Consider the following 24471-nt stretch of genomic DNA (forward strand, 5'->3'; position numbering starts at 1 on the left):
TCGTCCAACGGATAGGCCACCTTCCCGGCCTGGCGCGGATCCGTCACATCCGCAAAATGATCAAGAAAAACAACCGCCTCGCCCAGAGCACCCGCTCGATCCATCGTTCGCCTCCATTAACCGAATCGGAGGCCTTCCATCGATTCAGAGCCTCATCTACATGTCACCCCCTTTTTCACCCGATTGCCCTGCGCATGGGCCCCGTGGGTCTGGACGCAGGCCCGACGCAGGGTCACTGTTAGGTGTATGAACGACGGTTCCTCTTTTGCCGGTCGACCCGACGCGTCAGGCACGCTGAGCCGCCGGCCGCAGAGCTTCTTCGTGCTGCGCGAGACGCCGTGCCCCTACATTCCGGGCCGGATGGAGCGCAAGCTGGTCACCGAGTTGAGCCCGCGCGGCTGGCCCAACAGCTATTCCGACCTGTCGCGCGCCGGCTTCCGGCGCTCGCACCTGTTCGCCTACCGCCCGGCCTGCCGGGGCTGCGATGCCTGCGTCCCGGTGCGCGTCGACGCGGCGCGCTACCGGCCCTCCAAGTCGCTGCGCCGGATCGAGCGCCGCAACGCCGACCTCGCCGGCACGCTGCGTCCGCCGGTGTCGACCTACGAGCAGTACCTGCTGTTCCAGCGCTACCTGAAACGCCGGCACGGCGACGGCGACATGGCGCGGATGAGCTACGGCGACTTCCGCGCCATGGTGGAGGAGACCAGCGCCGCCACCCGCATGGCCGAGTTCCGCGACCGCGACGGCCAACTGGTCGGCGGCTGCCTTCTGGATCTGCTCGACGACGGCTGTTCTGCCGTCTACTCGTTCTTCGAACCGGACGAGCAGGCGCGCAGCCTGGGCACCTACATGATCCATTGGGCGATCGCTGACACGCTGATGCGCGGCCAGCGCTACGTCTACCTCGGCTACTGGATCGCGCAGTCGCGCAAGATGGCCTACAAGACGCGCTTCCGGCCGCTGGAAGCCCTCGGCCCGCACGGCTGGCGCGACCTCGACGACGCGGCGATCGCGCGCCAGCAAACCGCGGCGGCCGACGGCGACGCAGCCTAGCGATACCGAAACCCGCAGGTTCTGGCGGTTTTTGACCGGACCCTTGCTTGCCCGGCCGAAGTATCGCCCGTATGGTTCCGGTCGACTAACGCTGGCTCGGTTGTGCCCGGCTGGACGCCGCCCGCGCCCAGCCGGGCCCAGATGACAAGACGCCGGGGCGATCCAACGGCCCGGCCGGCAGGGACGCGGCGCGCGCCGCGATCCGACTGTTCAATTCGCTTCAGGGAGGCTAAGCGCTCGATGAAACGTCGCGACTTTATCCGTACGACCGCCGCCGGCTCGGTGGCCGCCGGCGCCGCCGCGTTCAGCGCGCCCGCGATCGCGCAGGACAAGCGGACGCTGAGGATGGTAACGCCCTGGCCGAAGAACTTCCCGGGCCTGGGCACGGGCGCACAGCGATTGGCCAACCGGATCACCGCAGCTTCCGACGGTCGGCTGGACGTCCAGGTCTATGCCGCCGGCGAGCTGGTCCCGGCCCTGGAAAGCTTCGAGGCCGTCTCCGGCGGAACGGCGGACATGTACCATGCGCCGGATTATTACTGGCAGGGCAAGTCCAGCGGTTTCGCCTTCTTCACGACCGTTCCCTTCGGCTTTACCCCTCAGGAGATGCACGCCTGGCTTCACCATGGCGGCGGTCAGGCGCTTTGGGACGAGCTTTCCGGGCAATACAACGTCAAGCCGATCCTGTGCTGCAACACCGGCGCCCAGATGGCGGGCTGGTTCCGGCAACCCGTTGAATCTCTGGAAGATTTGAAGGGCCTGAAGTTCCGGACACCGGGTCTGGGCGGCGAAGTCATGCGCCAGCTCGGTGTCAACGTGGTCACCCTCCCGGGTGGCGAGATCTTTACGTCGCTCCAATCCGGCGCAATCGATGCGGCTGAATGGGTCGGACCCTGGAACGATTTGGCGTTCGGTTTCCACCAGATCGCCAAGCACTACTATTACCCAGGCTACCAGGAGCCGGGCCCGGCGCTCACCTGCGGCATCAACCGGTCGGTGTGGGACAGCCTCTCCGACAGCGACCAAGCGTTGGTCGAGGCTGCGTGCCTCGCCGAAGCCAACTATTCGTTGGCCGAGTTCGACGCGAACAACGGGGATGCGCTCGACACCCTGATCAACGAACACGGTGTCCAGCTCCATAAGTTCTCCGACGAGATCCTGAAGGCCTTTGGCGAAGCGTCCGGCGACGTCGTCGCCAGTACGGCGAACGAAAGTGAACTGACCAAGCGCATTTACGAGAGCTACATGGACTTCAGGCGGAAAATGATCCGGTGGTCCAACATCGCCAACCGCGGCTTCCTGAACGCCCGCGCCCTGAACTTCCAGTACGACCAGTGACGCGGTGATCTAGCGCGGCATAACCGGGCGCCCACCGGCCGGCTCAAGGCCGCATGCGACCCGCACGTTGCCCTCGGCCCCGGACCCGCCGGCCCGTCCAGCGGATACGGGGCCGTTCGGCTTGCCGGCGGATGCGTCCAGCGGCCAAACCACGCGCGCTTTGCCCTGCCGCACCTCTAGAGCAAAATCGATGAAGGTCGAGCTGACCTTGATCGTGAATTTTGCTCTAACTGCTTGAAGAGAGAGCAAGATTCAGCTGAAAGGTGGCTTCATCTTTCGGCATCTTGCTCTAACACCTACCTCCCAATCTCCGGGGTCATCTCGATGGCGCGCACGCTTATCCGGGCGATCGACCGCCTGAACAACGGCATCGGGATCAGCGTGGCCTGGTTCGCGCTCGCCATGGTGCTGGTTCAGTTCCTGGTGGTCGTGCTGCGCTACGTGTTCGGCGTGGGCTGGCTGTTCCTGCAAGAGTCGATCGTCTACCTGCACGGGGCGATGTTCATGCTGGGCAGCGCCTATACCCTGCTGCACAACGGCCACGTGCGGGTCGACATATTCTACCGGGACGCCGATCCCAGGTGGAAGGCGAAGGTCGACGTCGCCGGACACGTCCTGTTCCTGATCCCAGTGTGCGCGCTGATCCTGATCTACTCCTGGCCCTACGTCGTGTCTTCCTGGGCGTCGCTGGAGGGCTCGCGGGAGATCAGCGGCATCCCGGCGGTGTTCCTGCTCAAGACGGTGGTGCTGGTGTTCTGCGTGCTGATGATTCTGCAGGGCCTGGCCCAGGGCCTGAAGGCGTTGCTGGTCCTGACAGGCCGGGCGCGCGCGGCCGACGTCTATCCAAGCGAGCCGGACCCGACCGAAGACGCGCGCGCCAGCGCCCAGTAGAAACCCCGCCCGCAAGTCGCCCCGCCCGACAGCCAAGCCCAACCACCCGGATACCGACACCCTATGCAGATCGCCGAGATCCTCGACGTCCTGATGTTCGTCAGCGTGTGCGGGTTGCTGCTGTTCGGCTTCCCGGTGGCGTTCACGCTGGCCGGCACGGCAATGATCTGGGCGCTGGTCGGCTGGAGCTTCGGCGTGTTCGACATGTCGCTCTTCGGCGCGTTGCCCTCGCGCATCTACGGCAACGCGATGACCAACGAGATCCTGATCGCGGTACCGCTGTTCATCTTCATGGGCGTCATGCTGGAACGCTCGAAGGTGGCCGAGGAACTCTTGGATACGATGGGCAAGCTGTTCGGCCGGCTGCGCGGCGGCCTCGGCTTTTCGGTCGCGATCGTGGGCGCCCTGATGGCGGCCAGCACCGGCATCGTGGGCGCGACCGTGGTCACCATGGGCCTGTTGTCGCTGCCCACCATGCTGCGCCGCGGCTACGACCAGAAGCTGGCATGCGGGGCGATTTGCGCCTCCGGAACGTTGGGCCAAATCATTCCGCCGTCGATCGTGCTGGTGCTGCTGGGCGACCAGATCTCCAACGCCTACACCACCGCGCAGCGGCAGATGGGCAACTGGTCGCCGGACCCGGTATCGGTCGGCGACCTGTTCGCCGGCGCGCTCCTGCCGGGGCTGATGCTGGTCGGCCTGTACATCGCCTACCAGGCCGTGATCGCGTTCCTGCGGCCGGAGAGCTCGCCGCCGATCCCTCGCGACGACGACGACACCGGCGGTGCCATCCTTGGCAAGGTGCTGCACGCCCTGATCCCGCCGATCGTGCTGATCGTCGCGGTGCTGGGCTCGATCCTGGCCGGCGTCGCCACACCGACCGAGGCCGCCAGTGTCGGCGCGATCGGCGCGACGCTCCTGGCCGGGTTGCGCCTGGTCGAGCTGAAAACGCTGCCATCGGCCGAGGGGCGGGTCACCGCGACCCTGACCCGGCTGCTCGACAACGACGGCCGGTCGCCAGTCTACATCGCCTTCGCCAGCCTTGCCGGCATGCTGGCGCTGCAGAGTTATGTCGACCTGCGGATCACCCGCGATGTCATCCCGACCGGTGACATGATCGGCATCGGCGCGGCGATGCTGCTGTCGCTGCTGCTGGCCTGGGGCCTGCTGGTGTGCCTGCTGCGGATCTGGCGCTCCGGCATCCTGACCCCGGTGACACGCTCGACGCTGCAGATCACCTCGATGGTGTTCGTGATCCTGATCGGCGCCACGGTGTTCTCGCTGGTGTTCCGCGGCCTGGGCGGCGAGGAGCTGGTCCAGGAGTTCCTGACCGACATGCCGGGGGGCATCTACACCGGGGTGGCGATCGTCATGGTGGTGATGTTCGTCCTGGGCTTTTTCCTGGACTTCATCGAGATCACCTTCGTCGTCGTGCCGCTGGTCGCCCCGGTGCTGCTGCAGTCCGACATCTCCCCCGTCTGGCTCGGGGTGATGATGGCGATGAACCTGCAGACCTCGTTCCTGACCCCGCCGTTCGGCTTCGCGCTGTTCTACCTGCGCGGCGTGGCGCCCAAGGAAATCCCGACCCGCAACATCTACCTGGGCGCCCTGCCCTTCGTCGCCATCCAGCTGACCGGCCTGGCGATCCTCGCCCTGTTCCCCGGCATCGCCACCTGGCTGCCCGGCGTGATCTTCGGGTAGGCCGCGCAAAGCCCCAACTCATGCCCTCTCCTCCCACGGCAGGAGAGGGACCCCGCTGGCGTGCCGTGCAGACCGGGTCCGTAGGGTGGGGTCGCCGCGCACGCGGCAACTCATCGCAGCGGTTGTGCCGCGCCTAGCCACCGCTCGGTGGGTTGCCGCGCGAACCCACCCTACGGCACAAAAAACCGCCGGCTCCACGTCGAGAGCCGGCGGCTTGTCGTGACCAGCCGTATGACAGCCGGGCGATTTACCCGCGCAGGCGGTTGATCGCGCCCCAGCCGGCGCGGACGACGGCGGTGGCGAGCGAGATCTTCAGCACCGCGCCCAGCAGGAACGGCGTCACGCCGGTGGCGATCGCGGCACCCAGCGCGGTCTCCGCGCCGGTGCCGGAAATGCTGGGCCCGCTGGCCGCGGCATAGAAGGTCGCGAGCCAGGCGACGCCGGGGATGAACACGAGCGCCGTTGCCGCCACATTGGCGAGCGCGCTGGTCCAAAGCCCACGGTCCCAACCCCGCTGCGCCAGCCAACCGGCACAGGCAGCACCGAGGATGAAGCCAGGCAGGATGTAGCCGCCGGTCGGGCCCATCAGGACACCGGGACCGGCGCTCAGACCGGCGAACACCGGCAGACCGGCCGCCCCCTCGGCCACGTAGAGGGCGAGCGTGGCGCCCCCCAGACGCCAGCCGAACGCCATGCCGACGGTCATCACGGCGAACGTCTGCATGGTCATCGGCACCGGCCACATCGGGACCTGGATCTGCGCGCAGGCGGCCACGAACAGGCTGCCGACCAGCGCCAGCGCGCCGTTGCGCAGCCAGGTCCGGCTGCCGCTTTGTGTGGTCCAGACCGCGTCCGCCAGGGTGGCGGGCATCGCCTTCGTGCTCATGGGTGCGGTTCCCCTGTTGTGTCGCGTTGGGGTTGAAGCCTGTTGGGACGTCGGGTGCGCGCCTGTGACGCGCCTGGCGGCTGTTATAAACGCGCGCCTTCGGCGCTGCAAAGAGGCGGTTCGCCGGAGAGAATTCGCGCCCGCGACGCCGCCCTACGCGCCGAAGCCGGTCTTGCGCGGGAACCCGTTGGGAACCATCCGGCCGGCGGTCGCGCGCTTGCCGAGCCAGGCGCGCAGGTCGGTCTCGGTGCGGGTGCGCTCGGCGTTGATCTTCCAGCTGAGGCCGTCGTCCAGCTTGAACGCCTTGGCGTCCGCAAGCCCGCCGTCCTTGTAGCGCTGCAGGAACACGCCGCGGCCCTTGGAGAGCTCGGGCAGCTCGTTGCGCGGGAACACCAGCAGCTTGCGGTTGTCGCCGACCACCGCGATGTGGTCGGCGTCGTCCGGCACCGGCCGGCACAGCTTGGCCTCGTGTCCGCTGGGCACGGTCAGGATCTGCTTGCCGCCCTTCTTCTGCGCGACCGTCTCCGCCTCCTCGACGATGAAGCCGTGGCCGCTGTCGCTGGCGACCAGCAGCTTGCGCCCGGGTTTGTGGCTCAGGATCTGCACCACGTCGGCGTCGTTCGGCAGGTCGATCATCAGCCGCAGCGGCTCGCCGTAGCCGCGCCCGCCCGGCAGCCGGTCGGGGTTCAGCGTGTAGAACCGCCCGTTGGTGGCGAAGATCAGGATCTTGTCGGTCGTCTGGGCGTGCACCGCGAAACGCGGGCCGTCGCCGTCCTTGTACTTGACCTCGCCGGTGTCGGTCAGGTGCCCCTTCATCGCCCGGATCCATCCCTTGCGCGAGCAGATCACGGTGATCGGCTCGCGCTCGACGAACGCCTCGACAGGCACGTCGATCTCCGCCGGCGCCTCGCCCAGCTCGGTCCGGCGGCGGCCCAGGCCGGTGTCCTTGCCGAAGCGCTCGCGGAGCGTCTTCAGGTCGTCGCCGATCCGCCGCCAGCGCCGGCTCTCGTCGTTCATCAGGTCATGGAGGTCCGCCTGTTCCTCGGTGAGCTTCTGGTGCTCCTCCCGGATCTTCATCTCCTCCAGCTTGCGCAGCGCGCGCAAGCGCATGTTGAGGATCGCGTCGGCCTGGATCTCGGTCAGGCTGAAGGTGTCGATCAGGGTCTGGCGGACGTGATCCTCCTCGCGGATGATCCGAATCACCTCGTCCAGGTTCAGATACGCGATCAGATAGCCGTCCAGCACCTCCAACCGCTTGGCGATCTCGCCCAGGCGGTGGCGGGTGCGTCGGACCAGCACCTCGTGCCGGTGGTCCAGGAACGCCTGCAGCACCTCCCGCAGGTCCATCACCCGCGGGGTGGTGTCGGCGTCCAGCACGTTCATGTTGAGCCCGATCCGGGTCTCCAGCTCGGTCTGCTTGAACAGGCTCTCCATCAGCGCGGCCGGCTCGACGTTGCGGCTCTTCGGCTCCAGGACGAGCCGCACCTCGTCGGTGCTCTCGTCGCGGACGTCGTGCAGCGCCGGCAGCTTCCGGTTGGCCAGCAGGTCGGCGATCTTCTCGACCAGCCGGGCCTTGGGGACCTGATAGGGCATCTCGGTCACCACCACCTGGTAGGTGCCGCCTTTCAGGCTCTCCCGGTGCCAGCGCGCGCGCACCCGCATCGATCCGCGGCCGTGGGTGTAGGCCTCGACGAGCGTGCCGCGCGGCTCGACCAGGATGCCGCCGGTGGGGAAGTCCGGCCCCGGCATCCGCTCGACCAGCGTCTCGATCCGGGCGTTCGGATGCTCGATCAGATGCAGCAGCGCATCGCACACCTCACCGGCGTTGTGCGGCGGGATCGAGGTCGCCATGCCGACCGCGATGCCCTGCGCGCCGTTCGCCAGCAGGTTGGGGAAACTGGCCGGCAGGACGACCGGCTCCTGCCCCTCGCCGTCGTAGGTCGGGCGGAAGTCGACGGCGTCCTCGTCGATCCCCTCCAAGAGCGCCATCGCGACCTCGGTCAGCCGCGCCTCGGTGTAGCGCATCGCCGCCGGATTATCGCCGTCGATGTTGCCGAAGTTGCCCTGCCCGTCGATCAGCGGGTAGCGCAGCGCGAAGTCCTGCGCCAGGCGCACCAGCGCGTCGTAGATCGCCTGGTCGCCGTGCGGGTGGTACTGGCCGATCACGTCGCCGACCACGCGCGCGGACTTCTTGAAGCCGCTGCTGGGCTCCAGGCGCAGCTGGCGCATGGCGTACAGCAGCCGGCGGTGCACCGGCTTCAGGCCGTCGCGCACGTCGGGCAGCGAGCGGGAGACGATCGTCGACAGGGCGTAGGCGAGATAGCGCTCGCTCAGCGCCTCGCTCAGACGCACGTCGCGGACGTTGCCGCCCGGCTCGTCGGCCAGCAGGTCGCTCATCGGGAACTCCGACTCGGGATCACGGACACGAAATACAGTAGAGACGGTCGGTTAATGCCACAACAACGGGGAACGGGCCCTCAGCCGCGCCGGGCCGCGAGGTACCAGCCGAGCGCGCTCGCCCCCGCCCAGATCGCTTCCGAGATCAGCAGGTTGAGCGTCAGCCCCGGCGCCGCGCCGACCGCGAGCATCCCCGCCAGCCGCGCGACGAACGCGCCGCCGGCGCTCAAGGTCGACATCGCCAAGCCGGCGACCAGCCAGTCCGACCGGATCGCCGCCAGCGCCAGGAAAAACCCAAGCCCGGTGTAGAAGCCGCCGTAGATGGTGACGAACTCGATCTGCCCAACGGGCCCGGCGAAGACGTAGCCGACCATGCCGGCGACCCCGCCGGGATCGAGCAGGCTCCAGACCCCGACGAGCAGGCAGACGAGCGCGGACAGGGCACAGATGATGCGGGCTGCAAGCATGGTGGGCGGTCCTTTGGTTGATTGAGGGCGATGTGACCTCCCCCCTCCCTTGAGGGGAGAGGGAGGGACCCGCGCGATCGTTAGATCGCGTGGGAGGGTGAGGGTGGGACTCCTCGGCATGCGCCGGGGAATCCCACCCTCACCTGTCCTTTCCCCTCAAGGGAGAGGGACCCGCTGCAGCGCTGTGCCACAACCGCAAACGACTGATGCGGTCTCGGCTGGCTCAAAACCGGTCCACCCTAAACGGTGCCACGTCGATCGACGTCGGGCGGTCCAGGATGATGTCGCGGACCAGTTCGCCGGTGCGCGCGGACAGCATCAGGCCGCAGTGGCCGTGGCCGAACGCGAATACCGTGTTGGCGAAGCGCGGGCTTTGCGAGATCACCGGCAGGCTGTCCGGCATCGACGGGCGGAAGCCCATCCAGCGCGCGGCCCCGGTGCCGTCCAGGTCCGGAAACCAGCGCCGGGCGTTTTCCAGCAGCAGGTCGGCGCGCGTCCAGTCCGGCGGCGCGTCCAGGCCGGCCAGCTCGACCGTGCCGGCGAGGCGCAGGCCGGCGTCGATCGGGGTGCAGACCTGCCCGCGCTCGGTCGAATAAACCGGCATGCGCGGGCGGACCCCCGGGGTGGGCAGGGTCAGGGAGTAGCCGCGCTCGGTATCCAGCGGCGGATCGCTGCCCAGGCGCCGGGTCAGCGCGCGCGAGTGGGCGCCAGCGGCGATCACCAGCCGTTCGCAGGGATGCCGGCCGCGGTCGGTCACCACGGTTTTGGGCCCGTTGGCGCCGATCTCGAAGTCGCGCACCTCTTCCCGGAGGATCCGGCCGCCCTGCTGGCGAAAGGCGCGCGCCAGCGCCTGGACCAGGCCCAGGCCGTCGGCGGCGTAGCCGACGTCGGGATAGTAGATACCCGCGTGGAAGCGGTCGGTGTCGCCCAGCGCGGGTTCCAGCTGGCGCAGTTCGGCGGCCGGGATCACGTCCGCGCGCACGCCGCGCCGGCGCTGCAGCGCCAGGCTGCGCTGGTAGCCGTCGAAGCCGGCCCTGGTCTCGTACAGGCCGAGCCAGCCGGTCTTGCGCAGCATGTCGCGCGCACCCGCGACATCCAGCAGCGGCGTGAACGCGCCCATGCAGCCGTCCAGCAGGTCGCTCAGCGCGACCGAGATCCGCTCGACCTCCGACCAGCGGGCGCTTTTGACGAAATGCCACAGCCAGGGGGCCAGCTGCGGCAGGTAGGACCAGCGCAGCGCGAGCGGGCTCTTGCCGTCCAGCAGCATCCGCGGCAGCTGGCGGAGCACGCCCGGCGTGGCGACCGGGACGACGTGCTCCTCGCCGATCACCGCGCCGTTGGCGTAGGTCGCCCCCTCGCCCGGCGCGCCGCGGTCGATCAGCGTGACCTGCGCGCCCGCCAGCTGCAGCTGCAGCCCGGCGGCGACGCCGACCGCGCCGGCGCCGACGATCACAACGTGCGGGCGGTGCGGCTCTGGGGTCTGGGGTACGTTGGATTTGGCCCTGGCCATGGCCCCGGTGTCTAGCCGGTCCCGGGGGCCGGGTCCAGGGTCGCGCCGGCATCCGCGCCCGCGTCGCGTTCGAACCGCTCGGCCACCCGCAGGCGGGCGGCCGGCAGGTCGCGGTCCTCGGGATGGAACACGTGCCGGCGCAGGAAATAGCCGGTCAGCTTCAGGCCGAGGGCGACTTCATGCGCGCCGCCGCCGCCATAGCCGGCGAGGAAGCCCGGCAGGCTGAGCAGCTTGTCGCGGTACGGCTCGCCCTTGGAGAGCGAGACCGCGCGGCCGGTGCGCGGGGAGACGTAGGCCAACTGGTCGTTGGGTCCGCCGCCGGCGCACTGCGTCAGGTCCAGGCCGAAGCCGACCTCGCGCAGCAGCAGCAGTTCCCAGTGCACCAGCGACTCCGCCCAGTGGTCGCCGTCGAGCGCGTCCAGGAGGGCGCCGGTGCCCTCGAACGCCGCCGGATGCGCGGTGCGCTCCGGTAGCGCGTGCTCGGCGATCCCCATCGCCGCGGACAGCGCGTCCAGCCGGGCCGGATGGTCGAACAGGCGCGCGGCCGGACTGGTCAAGGGCTCGCACGTCAGGTTGCCCAGATGGTCCGGCAGCCGCGCGCGCCAGGCCGCGTCGACCCGGTTGCCGGGCTGGAAGGTGCCGCGCTGGCGCTTCGACTGCGCGCCGCGCGCCAACCCGGCGTGCCGGCCGCGCGCGCGGGTCAGCAGCTGCACCACCGCCGCGTCCTCGCCGTGCGGCCGGGCGGACAGCACGATGCCCTCGTCGCGCCATTCGATCATGGCCGACAGATGGCGCGGCAGCGCGCGTGTGTCTAGTTTTCCGGCGGTCGGCGGGCGGGTCCGGCCTGCGCGTCCCCGAACAGGGCGTCGTAGATCGTGTGCCAGCCGTGGTCGCTGTGGGCGTGCAGCAGGCCGCTGCCCTCGCGCACCGTCGGCGCATACGGGCGGCCGTCGAGGAGGCGCGGGACGCCGCCGGCTTCCGCTAGGATCAGGGAACCGGGCGCGTGATCCCAGGGCATCAGCTTGGTGAACAGGGCGAAGCGGATCTCGCCGGCGACCAGCCGGACGTACTCCGCGCCCGCGCAGCCCAGCGTCCTGACCGCGCCGACACGTCCGCGGCGCCGGTCGACCTGACGGGCCATCTCCTTGGTCGCGAACGTGCTGGCGTTGAGCGTGCCCGGCATCTCCGCGGCCGTGAGTTCGGGCTGGTCGAGCCGCACGCGCTTGCCGTCGCGCGTGGTCCCGCCCCCGGCCGCCGCGGCGACCAGCGTGCCCTTGGCCGGCATGTCGATCCAGGCGGCCAGGGTCTCGCCGCCCTGGACCAGGGCCACCATGACGGCGAACGTCTCGCTGCCCCGGGCAAAATTGTTGGTGCCGTCGATCGGATCGATCACCCAGACCGGGTCGCCGCCTTGCAGCCGGTCGAACACGCCGGGATCGCGCGCGGCCGCCTCCTCGCCCAGCACCACCGAACCCGGCAGATGGTCGCGCAGCAACTCCGACAGCCGCGCCTCGGCGGCCTCGTCGGCCACGGTGACCAACTCGCCGCCCTGCTTGCGCATCACGTCCGCGTCGGCGAGGTGGCGGAGGCGCGGCAGGATCTCCGCTTCGGCGGTTTCGCGGATCAGGCGGGTGACGGTGTCGGGATCGAAACGGGGCATGGTGCCCGCAATATCGACGAGGATACCGGCAAAAGAAAGGGGCCGCGAGGAAACCCCGCGGCCCCAATCTGTCGGACCGTTTTCCCGGACGCTCGGGCTGGGCCGGGCGGTCGACGGGGGAACGGGCTGTTAGAAGCCCATACCGCCCATACCGCCCATGCCGCCCATGCCACCGGCGCCGGCACCGCCGCCGCCCTGGCTTTCGGAGCTCTCGTCCGGGTGCTCCGCGATCATGGCCTCGGTCGTGATCAGGAGGCCGGCCACGCTCGCGGCGTCCTGCATGGCGGTGCGCACGACCTTGGTCGGGTCGATCACGCCGGCCTTGACCAGGTCGGTGTACTGGCCGGTGTAGGCATCGAAGCCGTAGTTGTAGTCCTTCTGCTCCAGCAGCTTGCCGGCGATCACCGAGCCGTCGTAGCCGGCGTTCTCGGCGATCTGGCGCACCGGGGCCTGGAGCGCCCGGCGGACGATGTCGATGCCCACGGTCTGGTCGTTGTTCTTGCCCTGCAGACCGTCCAGCGCGTGCACCGCGTAGAGCAGCGCCGTGCCGCCGCCGGGCACGATGCCTTCCTCGACGGCCGCGCGGGTGGCGTGCATGGCGTCGTCGACGCGGTCCTTGCGCTCCTTCACCTCGGCCTCGGTCGCGCCGCCGACTTTGATGACGGCCACGCCGCCGGCGAGCTTGGCCAGGCGCTCCTGCAGCTTCTCCCGGTCGTAGTCCGAGGTGGTTTCCTCGATCTGCGCCTTGATCTGCTTGACGCGCTCGTCGATCTCCTTCTGCTTGCCGGCGCCGTCGACGACGGTCGTCTCGTCCTTGGTGATCTCGACCTTCTTGGCCTCACCCAGCATGTCCAGGGTGACGTTCTCCAACTTGATGCCGAGATCCTCGGAGACCACCTGGCCGCCGGTCAGGATCGCCATGTCCTCCAGCATCGCCTTGCGGCGATCGCCGAAGCCGGGCGCCTTGACGGCCGCCACCTTGAGGCCGCCGCGCAGCTTGTTGACCACCAGGGTGGCCAGCGCCTCGCCCTCGACGTCCTCGGCGAGGATCAGCAGCGGGCGGTTGGACTGGACCACGCTCTCCAGCAGCGGCAGCAGCGGCTGCAGGCTGTTCAGCTTCTTCTCGTGCAGGAGAATGTAGGGATTCTCCATCTCGCAGAGCATCTTCTCGCTGTTGGTCACGAAGTACGGCGAGAGATACCCGCGATCGAACTGCATGCCCTCGACGACGTCGAGCTCGGTCTCCAGGCTCTTGGCCTCCTCGACCGTGATCACGCCCTCCTGGCCGACCTTGCTCATCGCGTCGGCCAGCATGCCGCCGATTTCCGGGTCGCCGTTGGCGGAGATCGTGCCGATCTGGGTGATCTCCTCCGAGGTGGACACGTCGCGGCTGCGCTTGCGCACGTCCTCGATGACCGTCTGCATGGCCTGATCGATGCCGCGCTTCAGATCCATCGGATTCATGCCGGCCGCCACGGCCTTGGCGCCCTCGCGCACGATCGCGCGGGCCAGCACGGTGGCGGTGGTGGTGCCGTCGCCCGCGACGTCCGAGGTCTTGACCGCGACCTCGCGGACCATCTGGGCACCCATGTTCTCGAACTTGTCCTGAAGCTCGATCTCCTTGGCGACCGTCACACCGTCCTTGGTGCTCCGCGGCGAGCCGAACGACTTGTCGATCACCACGTTGCGGCCCTTCGGGCCCAGCGTGACCTTGACCGCGTCGGCGAGGATGTCGACGCCGCGCAGCATCCGCTGCCGGGCGTCCTGACTGAAGCGTACGTCCTTGGCTGCCATCGTCTCGTTCCCTCCTTGAGCCGTCTCTCTTGCTACTTGGACCCGGACCGTCCTAGGCGACCACGCCCATGACGTCGGACTCGCGCATCACCAGCACGGTCTGACCGTCCAGGCTGATCTCGGTGCCGGACCACTTGCCGTACAGGACGGTGTCGCCCTCCTTGACGTCGAGCGGCACCTTCTTGCCGTCCTCGCCCTTGGCGCCGTCGCCCACGGCGACGACCTTGCCCTGCATCGGCTTTTCCTTCGCCGTGTCCGGGATGATCACGCCGCCGGAGGACTTCTCCTCCTGCTCGATCGGCTCGACGGCAACTCGGTCATGCAGCGGCCGGAATTTCATGGGACCCCTCTCGACTGTCTTTTTGGCGGTTTAACGTTTCGGCTTTTTGGTTACGCGGTCTGCGTACTTAAAGGTTGGCTTGGCACGTATCCACCGGCCGTGATGGGCTTGGCCGGTGAGCCTTGCGGGCGCGGCTGTTAGCACTCTCGCCCGCCGAGTGCTATCCGCCATATACGAACCCGAACGCCGACCGTCAACCAGCCGGCATGGGCAATATTTAGCCGGTTCGCCGTTGCGCAGCGCAGCAGCACGACCCGCCTGCTGCGGGGATCAGCGGTCGACCTGGATGTGACCGCCGTGGCGGTGCTGGAAGCGCTCCACGTCCGCTGGGTCGAGGTTGACCTTCAGGTGGGCGAACCGCTCGTCGTCCTGCCGGTCCATCACGTGCCCGCGGTCGTACAGCCAGGCGAGCGCCCGGCCGTCTTCCAGCGGTACGTGGACATCGACGCAGCGGAAGCCGGACGACAAGCGCGCCTCGACCGCGCGGCCGAGGGCCTCCGCGCCCTCGCCGGTCTGGGCGGACACCGGGACCTTGTTCGGGTCGCGCGCAGCCTGCTGGGCAACCACGTCGCGCTGCTCCGGGCTCAGCTTGTCGATCTTGTTGAGCGCCTCGACCAGGCCCGCGTCGACCGCGGGGCCGACGTCGAGCTCGCGCAGGACCTGCTCGACGTCCTGCTTCTGCGCCTCGCTGTCGGGGTGCGAAACGTCGCGGACGTGGACGATGATATCGGCCTCCTGCACCTCCTCCAGGGTGGCTCGGAAGGCGGCGACCAGCTGGGTCGGCAGGTCGGAGATGAAGCCGACCGTGTCGGACAGGATGACGTCCCGGCCGTCCGGCAGCCGGACCCCGCGCATGGTCGGGTCCAGCGTGGCGAACAGCATGTCGTGCTCGAACACGGTGGACCGGCTGAGCCGGTTGAACAGCGTGGACTTGCCGGCGTTGGTGTAGCCGACCAGGGCGATCACCGGATAGGGCACGCGCCGGCGCTGCTTGCGGTGCTCGTCCCGGGTCTTGCGGACCTCTTCCAGGTCGCGCTTCAGCCGGGTGATCCGGTCGTCGATGATCCGGCGGTCCATCTCGATCTGGCGCTCGCCCGGACCGCCCATGAAGCCATAGCCGCCGCGCTGGCGCTCCAGGTGGGTCCAGGACCGCACGAGGCGGGAGCGCTGGTAGGTCAGCGCGGCCAGCTCGACCTGCAGCTGGCCTTCCTTGGTGCGCGCGCGGGCGCCGAAGATCTCCAGGATCAGGCCGGTCCGATCGACGACCTTGCAGTTCCAGGCCCGCTCGAGGTTCCGCTGCTGCACGGGAGAGAGATCGGCATCGACGATCGCGATGCCGATCTCCTCCACCTGCACCATCAGGCGGTAGCGTTCGACGTTGCCACTGCCCAGCAGCGTACCCGCATTGGGCCGCTGCACGCGGCAGACTTCCGCCTCGATAATGTCGAGGTCGATCGCCTCGGCGAGGCCGGCGGCCTCGGCCAACCGGGCCTCGGGCGTGCGCGACAGCGCCTGTCCGGTGCGCAGGTCCGGGTGGACCACCAGCGCCCGGTAGTTGGACGCGCGCCGGTCGTCGGTGCGGCCGGGAACCGCGCTGTCGAGAACGCCCTTCTCGGGCCGGTTGCCGCTCACTTAGGCTTCGGCCTCCTCCTTCTGCCCCTCGAACAGCGAGATCGGCGACGCCGGCATCACGGTCGAGATGGCATGCTTGTACACGAGCTGCGAATGCTGATCGCGGCGCAGCAGGACGCAGAAGTTGTCGAACCAGGTGACAATGCCCTGCAGCTTGACACCGTTGACCAGAAACACGGTCACCGGGACCTTGTGCTTGCGGATGTGGTTCAGGAACACGTCCTGAACGTTCTGGGACTTTTCAGCGGCCATTCAGTAGTCCCCTCTTTTGTTATGTTCGGTCTTAAGCGTCGGTCGCCGCGGGGATTGCGTGCGAAACCGCGCCCTTATTGTTACGTCCAGCCGCCGGCATCGGTTCGCCGCCGGCCCGCTTTTCGAGCCGACGCCGACAGTTCACCGACGGTCCCGCCTCCAGCTTACGAAACCCGTCGAAATGGCTCCGCGCTCGCTCGGGAATGTCGGATGCGCGGGGGTGCCTATCAAGATGTGCGGAGCAAAAACACCCCTAATCGCCGCGCAAATAGGTCCGCAAGGCACCGCAGTCGGGGAAATGGCGGCTGGGCGGACAGTCCGCGAACTCCCCGGGACCCGGCGCGGCCGCGCGCAGCAGCACCGGTGTGCAGCCGGCGTTGTGCGCGCACGCCAGATCGATGTCGGTGTCGCCGACGAACCAGAGCCGCCCCCGATCGGCCTGTTCGAGCGGCCCGCCGGCCAGCGCGTAGTCCACCACCGCCGGATCCGGCTTATCGTGCGCGGCATCGTTGGCGCCCACGACCACCAGCATGTGCCGGTCCCAGCCAAGCGCGGCCGCTTCCGCGCGCAACAGCCGGCCCTGCTTGTTGGAGATCACGCCCAACCGGTAGCCGGCGGCCGCCAGCCCCTCGATCAGCGCATGGGCGCCCGGCAGCGGGGTCAGGCTCGCCAAATGGTCCTGCTCGAAGGTGGCGTAGAAGATTTCCATCGCCCGCGCCGCCGCCGCGCCGAACAGCTCGGGAAACGCCTCGCGCGCGCTCTTGCGTACGTTGGCCTTGGTCTCGTCGAGCGTCCAGGGGCGGTGGCCCAGCTCGGTGAAGGTCACCTGCAGCGCGTGGTGGATCGCCGCCCAGCTGTCGACCAGGGTGTTGTCCCAGTCGAACAGCAGGCCGACCGGGGTCGCTTCGGCGCTCGAACGGGGGCTCACGTCGCCGCTCCGCTAGACCGCCATCGAGCGGTAGACGTCGCCCGGCGCGGCGCCGCGGCCGCCGGTCACCACCTCGTCGATGTAGGTCTGGCGCAGCTGCATCGTCAGGATGCCCGGATGGCCGTTGCCGACCGGCTGGCCGTCGATCCTGGTGACCGGCATGACGAAGTTGGTCGAGGAGGTCAGGAACGCCTCGGTGGCGTTCATCGCCTCTTGCTGGCTGAACGGGCGGATTTCGAGCTCATAGCCGGCGCGCGCCATCACCTGGGTGAGCGACAGGCGGGTGATCCCCGGCAGGATCGAGGCGTCCGCCTGCCGGGTGATCACCTTCTTGTCGTCCGTGACGATCCAGGCGTTGGTCGCCGCGCCCTCGGTGACGTTGCCGTCGGCGTCGATCAGCCAGGCCTCGTCGCAGCCGGCCTCGGCCGCCTGCTGCTTGGCCAGGATGTTGGGCAGCAACGAGATCGACTTGATGTCGCAGCGCTTCCACCGCTGGTCGGGCGCGGTGATCACCGCGAAGCCGCTGTCCACTTGCGCGTCCGACTTCGCCGGCAGCTGCCGGGTGGTCATGGTCAGCGCCGGGCGCGGCTTGGCCTTCGGGAACTTGTGGTCGCGCGGGGCGACGCCGCGGGTCACCTGCATGTAGATGAAGCCGTTGGTCAGCGCGTTGCGCCGGATCAGCTCGTGACTGACCAGCTTCAGGGCGTGGCGCGACATCGGCATGTCGATACGCAGTTCGCCGAGCGAGCGCGCCAGCCGGTCCAGGTGCGGCTCCTCGTCGACCACTTGCCCCTTGTGCACCGGCACAACCTCGTAGACGCCGTCGGCGAACTGGTAGCCGCGGTCCTCAATGTGGACGCTGGCCTGGTTGTGCGGGCGGAAACGGCCGTTGGCGTAGGCGTAGCGCGGCATCGGTTGAGCCTCTCTAGCGCGAGCTGATGCGTCGAAAACGTCGGATTGCCGGGCCCTGTGTAGCGATCCGGCGGGCAGGAATCCAGCTAAGCCGCGGTTAGAAGAATTCCAGCTTCACCGAGAACAGCCGCTCCACCTTCTTCACGCTGGAGGTGGTGGAGAAGATGATCACCCGGTCGCCGGCGCGCACCACGGTTTCGCCCCGCGGGATCACGATCCGCTTGCCGCGCACGATCGCCCCGATCAGCACGCCTTCCGGCAGACGCGCGTCCTTGATCGGCACGCCGACCAGGCTGGAGGTCTCCAGCGCCTCCGCCTCGATCAGCTCGCCGAAGCCTTCCGACAGGGAGTGCACGGACCTGATCCGCCCGCGCCGGACGTACTGCAGGATGGTCGACACGGTGATCGCGCGCGGACTGACCACCGTGTCGATGCCGAGCGAACCGATCAGCCCGCCGTAGCTGGTCTTGTTGACCAGCGTGACCGCGCGCCGGCAGCCGTAGCGCTTGGCCAGCAGCGAGGCCAGGATGTTGACCTCGTCGTCGTTGGAAACGGCGACGATAGCCTCCGCCGACTTGACGTTGGACTCCTCGAGGATCTCGGTGTCGAGCGCGCTGCCGTGGATCACCACCGTGCGGTCCAGCGTCTGCGCGACCTCCTCGGCCCGCGCCTTGTCGACCTCGACCAGCTTGAGCGCGACGTGCGGGTTGTGCTCCTCGACCTGGCGGGCGAGGTTCAGGCCGATGTTGCCGCCGCCGACAATGATCACCCGGCGCGCCTCCCGCTCCTCGTGGCCGAACGCGGCCATCGCGCGCATCAGGTGCGAGGTCTCGGCGACGAAATAGACGTCGTCGCCCTCCATCAGCTGGTCGTCGGCGGTCGGCACGATGCCGCGGCCCTCGCGCTGGATGCCCACGATCACGATGTGCAGGTCGGGGAACATGCCGGTCAGCTGGCGCAGCGGGGTGTTCAGGATCGGCGTCGATTCGGTGCAGTGCACGCCGATCAGCGAGACCTTGCCGTCGGACAGCGGGATCACGTCGAACGCGCCCGGAACCTGCAGCCGCCGGCCGATCGCCCGCGCCACCTCGATCTCCGGGGAGATGATGTGGTCGATCGGCATGTTGTCGCGCGAGAACAGGTCGGACCACTGCGGGTCCAGATACGACTGGTGGCGGACCCGCGCGATCTTGGTCGGCACCTCGAAGATCGAGTGGCAGATCTGGCAGGCCACCATGTTCACTTCGTCGGCGTAGGTGACCGCGACCACCATGTCGGCGTCGGGCGCGCCCGCGCGCTCCAGCACGTCCGGGTGGGAGGCGAAGCCGACCAGGCCCTGCACGTCCAGCGTATCGGTGATCCGCTGGATCAGCTCCTGCGAGCGGTCGATGACCGTGATGTCGGCGTTCTCGCTCGCCAGGTAGCGCGCGATGTTGAAGCCGACCTGCCCGGCCCCGCAGATGATGACCTTCATGGCTGCCTGCCGTTGTGATGTGGCGGGACCGGCGCCGGGCCTGCAGAAAGCGAGCGGCGCGCGGTATCCCGTTTGCGCGCCAGCCTAGATCACGGCGGGACGCTTGGAAAACGCTTCCGCGACCCGCCCGAACGGCGGGCGGCAGGCGACATGGCGGGCTATCCCGCGCGCCGATCGAAAGGCCGTCGATCCGTGCTTGACGCCGCCCGCCGTCGATGGTGCAATTGCAATTCAGTCTCACTTGCAGGATTGCCCAAGCCGTGTACGTCTGCCTGTGCAACGCCATCTCCGACACGCGTGTCCGCGTCTGCGCCGGCCAGGGCCGCTGTACGGTTTCCGACGTCTACCGGGCCTGCGGCTGCCAGGCGCAGTGCGGCAAGTGCGCCGGCTCGATCCGCGCGATCCTGAACGACATGGCGCCCCGGCCGGCCGCCACCGGCGCCTATCTGGAAGGCGCCGCCGCCAAGCCTTCGGACTGACGATTTCATCTCGTCAACGCCGCATGTGTGCGCCACACTGGCCTGCGTATTCGACGGGTCAGAAGGGGACAGCGCCATGAAAGGCGACAACAAGGTCATCCAATACCTGAACCAGGCATTGAAGAACGAACTCACCGCGATCAACCAGTACTTCCTGCACGCCCGGATGCTGGACGACTGGGGCGTCACCAAGCTGGGCGCCAAGGAGTACCAGGAGTCGATCGAGGAGATGAATCACGCCGACAAGCTGATCCAGCGCATCCTGTTCCTGGAGGGCCTGCCCAACCTGCAGGACCTGGGCAAGCTGCAGATCGGCGAAAGCGTGAAGGAGGTCCTCGAGTGCGATCTTCGAATCGAATACGACGCCTGCCCCGAGCTGCGCGACGCGGCGAAGTACGCCGACAGCATCGGCGACTACCCCAGCCGCGACCTGTTCCGCGAGATCCTCCGCGAGGAGGAGGAACACATCGACTACCTGGAAACCCAGCTCGGCCTGATGGAGCGGATCGGCGAGGAACGCTATACCCTGTTGAACTCGGGCTCGGCGGACAAGGCGGAGTAGCGGTCGGGTGTACCCGGCCCTGGCCTGCTATTGACCTAGGACAGCCCAAACGGCTTTTGCCCGGCACCCGCCACAGCTCTCCTCTCCGCCACGCGGAAGGCGACGGTCTTGGAAAGGCAGTAGTCGCCGCCTGCGACAGTGCGGCAACCCCCGTCCTTCGTCGCTTCCGCCCACAGGCGATTCTTGGACGCGGGCACAAGCACCCGTATGGGGTGCTTCGACACGCCAGCCTGCGGTTGGCACCTCGGCATGAAGCTATCGTTAAGTTCCTGACAAACCTTACTCTTCATCCTGAGTAGGACGCTGCAGGCGTCCGTGTCGACGGACCCCATCCGGGCGGATCCTGCCGTGTGCACAAGTGTCTCCCACCGGGCAGAGGGACTCGAACGAAGTCGCCGCCCTGCCCCCGCTCACCGCGGCTCGGTCGCCGGCTGGATCCCCAGCGACCTTAGCTTCCGATGCAGCGCCGAGCGTTCCATGCCGACGAAATGGGCGGTGCGGGAGATGTTGCCGCCGAAGCGCAGGACCTGGGCTTCCAGGTACTGCTTCTCGAACAACTCGCGCGCCTCGCGCAGCGGCAGCGACATGATCTCGCCGTCGTGGTTGGCGCGCAGGGCCGCGGGCGCGCTGGAGCCGATCTCCGGCGGCAGCATGTCGGCCCGCACGGCGTCGTGCGCCTCGCCCGGGGCCATGATCAGCAGCCAGTCGATCACGTTGCGCAGCTGCCGGACGTTGCCGGGCCAGCCGTACGCCTGCAGCGCCGCCATCGCGTCGTCGCTCAGCCGGCGCGGCGGCAGGCCCGCGCTCTCCGCCGCGCGCTTCATGAAGTGGTCGACCAGCTGGGGAATGTCCTCCACCCGCTCGCGCAAGCTGGGCACGCTCAGCGGCACCACGTTCAGGCGGTAATACAGGTCCTGCCGGAACCGGCCTTCCTCGAGCAGTTGCTCCAGGTCGCGGTTGGACGAGGCGATCACCCGGACGTCGACCTCGACCCGCTTGCTGCCGCCGACCCGCTGGAAGCGCTGGTCCTGCAGCACGCGCACGATCTTGCCCTGGGTCTCCAGCGGCATGTCGGCGACCTCGTCGAGCACCAGCGTGCCGCCGTGGGCGCGTTCGAACTGGCCGATCTTGCCGCCGCTTTCCGACTGGTCGGCCTCCGCCTCGACGCCGAACAGCTCGGTCTCCAGCCGGTCCGGGTGCATGATCGCGCAGTTCAGTACGACGAACGGCCCCTGGGCCCGGCGCGACTTGCGGTGCAGCATGCGGGCGACGACCTCCTTGCCGGCGCCGGGCGGGCCGGTGACCAGCACGCGGCTGCCGGTCGGCGCCACCTTCTGGACCGACTGCTGGAGCGTCTGCACCGGGTGCGACTGGCCGATCAGTTCGGCCTCGGTGCCGGCGCGCAGGCGCAGCTCGGCGTTCTCCTGCTTCAGCCGCGCCGCCTCGATCGCGCGCTCGACCACGAGCAGCATGCGGTCGGTCTTGAACGGCTTTTCGATGAAGTCGTAAGCGCCTTCCTTGATCGCCCAGACCGCGCTCTCGATCGTGCCGTGGCCGGAGATCATCACCACCGGCAGGTCCGTGTGCTCGCGGTGCAGCAGTTGCAGGATCTCCAGCCCGTCCATGGCGGAGTTCTGCAGCCAGATGTCGAGCAGCACCAGGCTGGGCCGGCGGGTCCGGATCGCCTCCAGCGCCTGATCGCTGTCGCCGGCGGTCCGGCATTCGTAGCCTTCGTCTTCCAGGATTCCGGTGACCGCCGAGCGGATGTCGGCTTCGTCGTCGACGATCAGGATGTCGTGCGCCATGGCGTTTTCGGTCCGGTATCCGTAAAGGCGTGTCGGGGTCGGTCGTTCAGGCCTGCGCACGGGCCTGGCCGGCCGTGGTCTCGGGGTCGTCGCCGGCGTGCGCGCCGCCGGTCTGGCCCGGCTCCTCGCCGAACGGGAAGATCAGGCGCACGCACGCCCCGCCTTCCGGCCGGTCGGTCAGCGCGATCTCGCCGCCGTGGTCTTCCATGATCTTCTTCACGATCGCGAGCCCCAGGCCGGTGCCGCGCGCGCGCGTGGTGACGTAGGGTTCGGTCAGCCTGTCGCGCTCCTCCGGCGGCAGGCCGCGGCCGTTGTCCAGGATCTCGACCGTCCAGGACTGCTCGTCGGCGCGCACCCGCATCCGCACCTCGCCCGGCGGCAGGTCCGGGCCGCCGGGACGCGCGCGCACCGCCTCGATCGCGTTTTGCAGCAGGTTGGTCAGCGCCCGGTCGATCTGCCGGCGGTCGCAGGCGATCCGCGCCGGCTGCCCGGCCAACTCGCGCACGAACGCGAGGTCGGGGTTGGCGGTCTCCTGCAGGAAGACCGCCTGCTCGGCCAGCTGATTCAGGTCCTCGGCCTCCATCACCGGCTCGGGCATCCGGGCGAAGTTGGAGAACTCGTCGACCATCCGGCCGATGTCGGTGACCTGGCGCACGATCGTGTCGGTGCAGGCCTGGAAGGTTTCCGGGTCCTGCTCGATCTGCTTCAGGTAGCGGCGCTTCAGCCGCTCGGCGGAAAGCTGGATCGGGGTCAGCGGGTTCTTGATCTCGTGCGCGATCCGGCGGGCGACGTCGGCCCAGGCCGCCTTGCGCTGGGCTGCCAGCAGTTCGGTGATGTCGTCGAAGGTCACGACGAAGCCGCTGATCGACCGGCCGGCCTCCTGCTCCACCGTCACCCGGACCAGCAGGGTCAGGGTCCGGCCGTCCTGGGCGGTGAACTGGATCTGGTCCTGCGCGCCGCGGCCCGGCCGCCTGCGCGCCCGCTCCAACAGGTTGCCCATCTGCGGGGCGACCTCGTGCAGCGGCTGGCCGATCAGCCGGTCGCGCGTCGTCTCCAGCAGCCGGCAGGCGCTGGTATTGGGCAGGTCGACCCGGCCGTCGGCATCCAGGCCGATCACGCCGGCGGTGACGCCGGACAGCACGGCCTCGGTAAACCGCCGGCGTTCGTCCAGCTGGCGGTTGGCATCGACCAGCGCGGTCTGCTGCGTCTGCAGCTGGCCGGTCATGCGGTTGAACGCCCGGGTCAGGCTGTCGACCTCGTCGCGCGTGTCCGGCGGCGTGGCGCGCGTGGTCAGGTCGCCGCTGCGCACCCGTTCGGTCGCCATGATCAGCTGGCCGATCGGCTGGGTCAGCTGGTTGGCGAAGGCGAGCCCGACCCACACCGAGGCGAGCAGCAGCAGCAGCGCCACCACCATGAAGATCAGCGCGAAGGTGATCTGCATGGTCGAGCGCTTGCCCTCCAGCTGCTTGTACAGCTGCACGGCGTTTTCGGTGCGGTCGATGTGATTGAGCACCTTGGGATCGACCAGACGCCCGACGTAGAGGTAGGCGTCGACGAAGTTGTCCAGCTTGATCAGCGCCCGCACCCGGTCCTCGGTGTCCGCGGTCAGGGTGACGACGTCGCCTTCCTTCGCCCGCGCCATCGCCCACTGTGGAATCTTGGGGTCGAACTCCAGCATCAGCGAGAAGCCGGCGCGCGCGATCACCCGGCCGGAGCTATCGAACACCACCGCCTCGGTCAGGGAGCGCAGCGCCGCCTGGGTCGCCAGCGTGCGCTGGAAGCGCCGCTGGTTGTACATCAACAGCGGCCCTTCGCGGTTCAGGTCGTTCGCCATCGCCAGCACGTCGGCGTTGATCGTCTCGCGGTGCTCGGCGAGATACGACTGCGCGACCTCCAGCGAGGCGTCGAGCGCGGTCGACACCCGCTCGGAGAACCAGCCCTGCAGGCCGTAGTTGAAGAACAGCACCGAGAACACGGCAAGCACGATCGCCGGCGCCACCGCGACCAGGCTGAACAGCCCGACCAGGCGCGCGTGCAGGCGGGCCCCAGCCCGGCCCCGCCGGCGTGCGACCCAGACCATCACCAGCCGCCGGGCGATCAGCGCGCCGATCGCCAGCAGGAACACCAGGTCGGCGTTCAGCAGCAAGAGGATCGTCGTCGGATCCGCCACGCCGGAGAAGTTGTCGGTCATGGCGGCAAAGGTGGCGAGCCCGCTGGCGACCCCGCCCACCACCAGGACGATCGCCAGCTTGCGCTCCAGGTTCCGCCGCGCCGCCCAGGCGACCAGCCGGCCGATGCCGCGGCGCGGCCGCGGGGCGTCCGGATGCTGCGCGTGGCCGGTCTCGGCGGTTTCGGTGTCAGCGCTCATCGGGAAGGTCCAGCAAACGGAC

21 protein-coding genes are annotated in these 24471 nt (G+C 68.7%); 6 read left to right on the forward strand and 15 right to left on the reverse strand.

Features of this window, described 5'->3' with window-relative positions:
- Positions 1 to 246 precede the first annotated feature (246 nt).
- From CKO28_RS13025 to CKO28_RS13040, 4 genes are all read left to right on the forward strand, one after another.
- Positions 247 to 1053 (forward strand): arginyltransferase, encoded by an 807-nt coding sequence (locus CKO28_RS13025; protein WP_200341222.1) that lies wholly within the window; start codon positions 247 to 249, stop codon positions 1051 to 1053.
- A gap of 240 nt (positions 1054 to 1293) precedes the next feature.
- On the forward strand, positions 1294 to 2391 hold the full coding sequence (locus CKO28_RS13030; protein WP_200341223.1) for a TRAP transporter substrate-binding protein: 1098 nt from the start codon (positions 1294 to 1296) through the stop codon (positions 2389 to 2391).
- A gap of 324 nt (positions 2392 to 2715) precedes the next feature.
- Entirely contained in the window at positions 2716 to 3282 is a 567-nt protein-coding gene (locus CKO28_RS13035) for a TRAP transporter small permease subunit (RefSeq protein WP_242480543.1), read from the forward strand.
- 63 nt (positions 3283 to 3345) lie between these two features.
- Positions 3346 to 4983, forward strand: a complete 1638-nt coding sequence (locus CKO28_RS13040; RefSeq protein ID WP_200341224.1) for a TRAP transporter large permease — start codon at positions 3346 to 3348, stop codon at positions 4981 to 4983.
- A gap of 247 nt (positions 4984 to 5230) precedes the next feature.
- On the opposite strand, the gene CKO28_RS13045 is transcribed toward CKO28_RS13040, so the two are convergent.
- From CKO28_RS13045 to trkA, 13 genes are all read right to left on the reverse strand, one after another.
- On the reverse strand, positions 5231 to 5869 hold the full coding sequence (locus CKO28_RS13045) for a biotin transporter BioY (protein ID WP_200341225.1): 639 nt from the start codon (positions 5867 to 5869) through the stop codon (positions 5231 to 5233).
- 153 nt (positions 5870 to 6022) lie between these two features.
- Complete coding sequence (gene parC, locus CKO28_RS13050) at positions 6023 to 8266, reverse strand: DNA topoisomerase IV subunit A (protein ID WP_200341226.1); 2244 nt, start codon at positions 8264 to 8266, stop codon at positions 6023 to 6025.
- An 80-nt stretch (positions 8267 to 8346) separates the two neighbouring features.
- Complete coding sequence (locus CKO28_RS13055; RefSeq protein ID WP_200341227.1) at positions 8347 to 8733, reverse strand: DUF4345 family protein; 387 nt, start codon at positions 8731 to 8733, stop codon at positions 8347 to 8349.
- A 223-nt stretch (positions 8734 to 8956) separates the two neighbouring features.
- A complete protein-coding gene (locus CKO28_RS13060; RefSeq protein ID WP_200341228.1) occupies positions 8957 to 10243 on the reverse strand; it encodes an NAD(P)/FAD-dependent oxidoreductase in 1287 nt (428 codons plus the stop codon).
- A gap of 11 nt (positions 10244 to 10254) precedes the next feature.
- The gene (gene recO / locus CKO28_RS13065) at positions 10255 to 11022 is read right to left on the reverse strand and encodes a DNA repair protein RecO (protein WP_200341229.1); all 768 of its coding nucleotides are present in this window, start codon (positions 11020 to 11022) and stop codon (positions 10255 to 10257) included.
- 32 nt (positions 11023 to 11054) lie between these two features.
- The gene (locus CKO28_RS13070) at positions 11055 to 11903 is read right to left on the reverse strand and encodes an inositol monophosphatase family protein (protein ID WP_200341230.1); all 849 of its coding nucleotides are present in this window, start codon (positions 11901 to 11903) and stop codon (positions 11055 to 11057) included.
- 129 nt (positions 11904 to 12032) lie between these two features.
- Positions 12033 to 13697: a chaperonin GroEL gene (groL, locus tag CKO28_RS13075; RefSeq protein WP_200341231.1), complete on the reverse strand. Its 1665-nt coding sequence runs from the start codon at positions 13695 to 13697 to the stop codon at positions 12033 to 12035.
- Between the two features lie 52 nt (positions 13698 to 13749).
- Positions 13750 to 14037: a co-chaperone GroES gene (locus CKO28_RS13080; RefSeq protein ID WP_200341232.1), complete on the reverse strand. Its 288-nt coding sequence runs from the start codon at positions 14035 to 14037 to the stop codon at positions 13750 to 13752.
- A 270-nt stretch (positions 14038 to 14307) separates the two neighbouring features.
- On the reverse strand, positions 14308 to 15579 hold the full coding sequence (gene hflX / locus CKO28_RS13085) for a GTPase HflX (protein WP_200341257.1): 1272 nt from the start codon (positions 15577 to 15579) through the stop codon (positions 14308 to 14310).
- Between the two features lie 90 nt (positions 15580 to 15669).
- The gene (hfq, locus tag CKO28_RS13090; RefSeq protein ID WP_200341233.1) at positions 15670 to 15921 is read right to left on the reverse strand and encodes an RNA chaperone Hfq; all 252 of its coding nucleotides are present in this window, start codon (positions 15919 to 15921) and stop codon (positions 15670 to 15672) included.
- 253 nt (positions 15922 to 16174) lie between these two features.
- Positions 16175 to 16849: an HAD hydrolase-like protein gene (locus CKO28_RS13095; protein WP_200341234.1), complete on the reverse strand. Its 675-nt coding sequence runs from the start codon at positions 16847 to 16849 to the stop codon at positions 16175 to 16177.
- Positions 16850 to 16861: 12 nt separating this feature from the next.
- Entirely contained in the window at positions 16862 to 17761 is a 900-nt protein-coding gene (locus tag CKO28_RS13100; RefSeq protein WP_200341235.1) for a D-amino-acid transaminase, read from the reverse strand.
- Between the two features lie 97 nt (positions 17762 to 17858).
- The gene (gene trkA, locus CKO28_RS13105; RefSeq protein WP_200341236.1) at positions 17859 to 19235 is read right to left on the reverse strand and encodes a Trk system potassium transporter TrkA; all 1377 of its coding nucleotides are present in this window, start codon (positions 19233 to 19235) and stop codon (positions 17859 to 17861) included.
- Positions 19236 to 19495: 260 nt separating this feature from the next.
- Here trkA and CKO28_RS13110 point away from each other — a divergent pair, with 260 nt between their 5' ends.
- Together CKO28_RS13110 and bfr are read left to right on the forward strand one after the other, a co-directional pair.
- Complete coding sequence (locus CKO28_RS13110) at positions 19496 to 19714, forward strand: (2Fe-2S)-binding protein (protein ID WP_200341237.1); 219 nt, start codon at positions 19496 to 19498, stop codon at positions 19712 to 19714.
- Between the two features lie 76 nt (positions 19715 to 19790).
- Positions 19791 to 20276 (forward strand): bacterioferritin, encoded by a 486-nt coding sequence (bfr, locus tag CKO28_RS13115; protein WP_200341238.1) that lies wholly within the window; start codon positions 19791 to 19793, stop codon positions 20274 to 20276.
- Positions 20277 to 20686: 410 nt separating this feature from the next.
- On the opposite strand, the gene ntrX is transcribed toward bfr, so the two are convergent.
- On the reverse strand, positions 20687 to 22081 hold the full coding sequence (gene ntrX / locus CKO28_RS13120) for a nitrogen assimilation response regulator NtrX (RefSeq protein ID WP_200341239.1): 1395 nt from the start codon (positions 22079 to 22081) through the stop codon (positions 20687 to 20689).
- 46 nt (positions 22082 to 22127) lie between these two features.
- Entirely contained in the window at positions 22128 to 24449 is a 2322-nt protein-coding gene (locus CKO28_RS13125; RefSeq protein WP_200341240.1) for a sensor histidine kinase NtrY-like, read from the reverse strand.
- Positions 24450 to 24471: the final 22 nt, after the last annotated feature.

It is taken from the genome of Rhodovibrio sodomensis, from assembly GCF_016583645.1.
Lineage (GTDB): Bacteria > Pseudomonadota > Alphaproteobacteria > Kiloniellales > Rhodovibrionaceae > Rhodovibrio > Rhodovibrio sodomensis.

What these genes read in the sequence shown, in the direction of transcription:
- CKO28_RS13025 (WP_200341222.1), top strand. Translation starts at nt 247, where the DNA reads ATGAACGACGGTTCCTCTTTTGCCGGTCGACCCGACGCGTCAGGCACG.
- CKO28_RS13030 (WP_200341223.1), top strand. Translation starts at nt 1,294, where the DNA reads ATGAAACGTCGCGACTTTATCCGTACGACCGCCGCCGGCTCGGTGGCC.
- CKO28_RS13035 (WP_242480543.1), top strand. Translation starts at nt 2,716, where the DNA reads ATGGCGCGCACGCTTATCCGGGCGATCGACCGCCTGAACAACGGCATC.
- CKO28_RS13040 (WP_200341224.1), top strand. Translation starts at nt 3,346, where the DNA reads ATGCAGATCGCCGAGATCCTCGACGTCCTGATGTTCGTCAGCGTGTGC.
- CKO28_RS13045 (WP_200341225.1), bottom strand. Translation starts at nt 5,869, where the DNA reads ATGAGCACGAAGGCGATGCCCGCCACCCTGGCGGACGCGGTCTGGACC.
- parC (WP_200341226.1), bottom strand. Translation starts at nt 8,266, where the DNA reads ATGAGCGACCTGCTGGCCGACGAGCCGGGCGGCAACGTCCGCGACGTG.
- CKO28_RS13055 (WP_200341227.1), bottom strand. Translation starts at nt 8,733, where the DNA reads ATGCTTGCAGCCCGCATCATCTGTGCCCTGTCCGCGCTCGTCTGCCTG.
- CKO28_RS13060 (WP_200341228.1), bottom strand. Translation starts at nt 10,243, where the DNA reads ATGGCCAGGGCCAAATCCAACGTACCCCAGACCCCAGAGCCGCACCGC.
- recO (WP_200341229.1), bottom strand. Translation starts at nt 11,022, where the DNA reads ATGATCGAATGGCGCGACGAGGGCATCGTGCTGTCCGCCCGGCCGCAC.
- CKO28_RS13070 (WP_200341230.1), bottom strand. Translation starts at nt 11,903, where the DNA reads ATGCCCCGTTTCGATCCCGACACCGTCACCCGCCTGATCCGCGAAACC.
- groL (WP_200341231.1), bottom strand. Translation starts at nt 13,697, where the DNA reads ATGGCAGCCAAGGACGTACGCTTCAGTCAGGACGCCCGGCAGCGGATG.
- CKO28_RS13080 (WP_200341232.1), bottom strand. Translation starts at nt 14,037, where the DNA reads ATGAAATTCCGGCCGCTGCATGACCGAGTTGCCGTCGAGCCGATCGAG.
- hfq (WP_200341233.1), bottom strand. Translation starts at nt 15,921, where the DNA reads ATGGCCGCTGAAAAGTCCCAGAACGTTCAGGACGTGTTCCTGAACCAC.
- CKO28_RS13100 (WP_200341235.1), bottom strand. Translation starts at nt 17,761, where the DNA reads ATGCCGCGCTACGCCTACGCCAACGGCCGTTTCCGCCCGCACAACCAG.
- trkA (WP_200341236.1), bottom strand. Translation starts at nt 19,235, where the DNA reads ATGAAGGTCATCATCTGCGGGGCCGGGCAGGTCGGCTTCAACATCGCG.
- bfr (WP_200341238.1), top strand. Translation starts at nt 19,791, where the DNA reads ATGAAAGGCGACAACAAGGTCATCCAATACCTGAACCAGGCATTGAAG.
- ntrX (WP_200341239.1), bottom strand. Translation starts at nt 22,081, where the DNA reads ATGGCGCACGACATCCTGATCGTCGACGACGAAGCCGACATCCGCTCG.
- CKO28_RS13125 (WP_200341240.1), bottom strand. Translation starts at nt 24,449, where the DNA reads ATGAGCGCTGACACCGAAACCGCCGAGACCGGCCACGCGCAGCATCCG.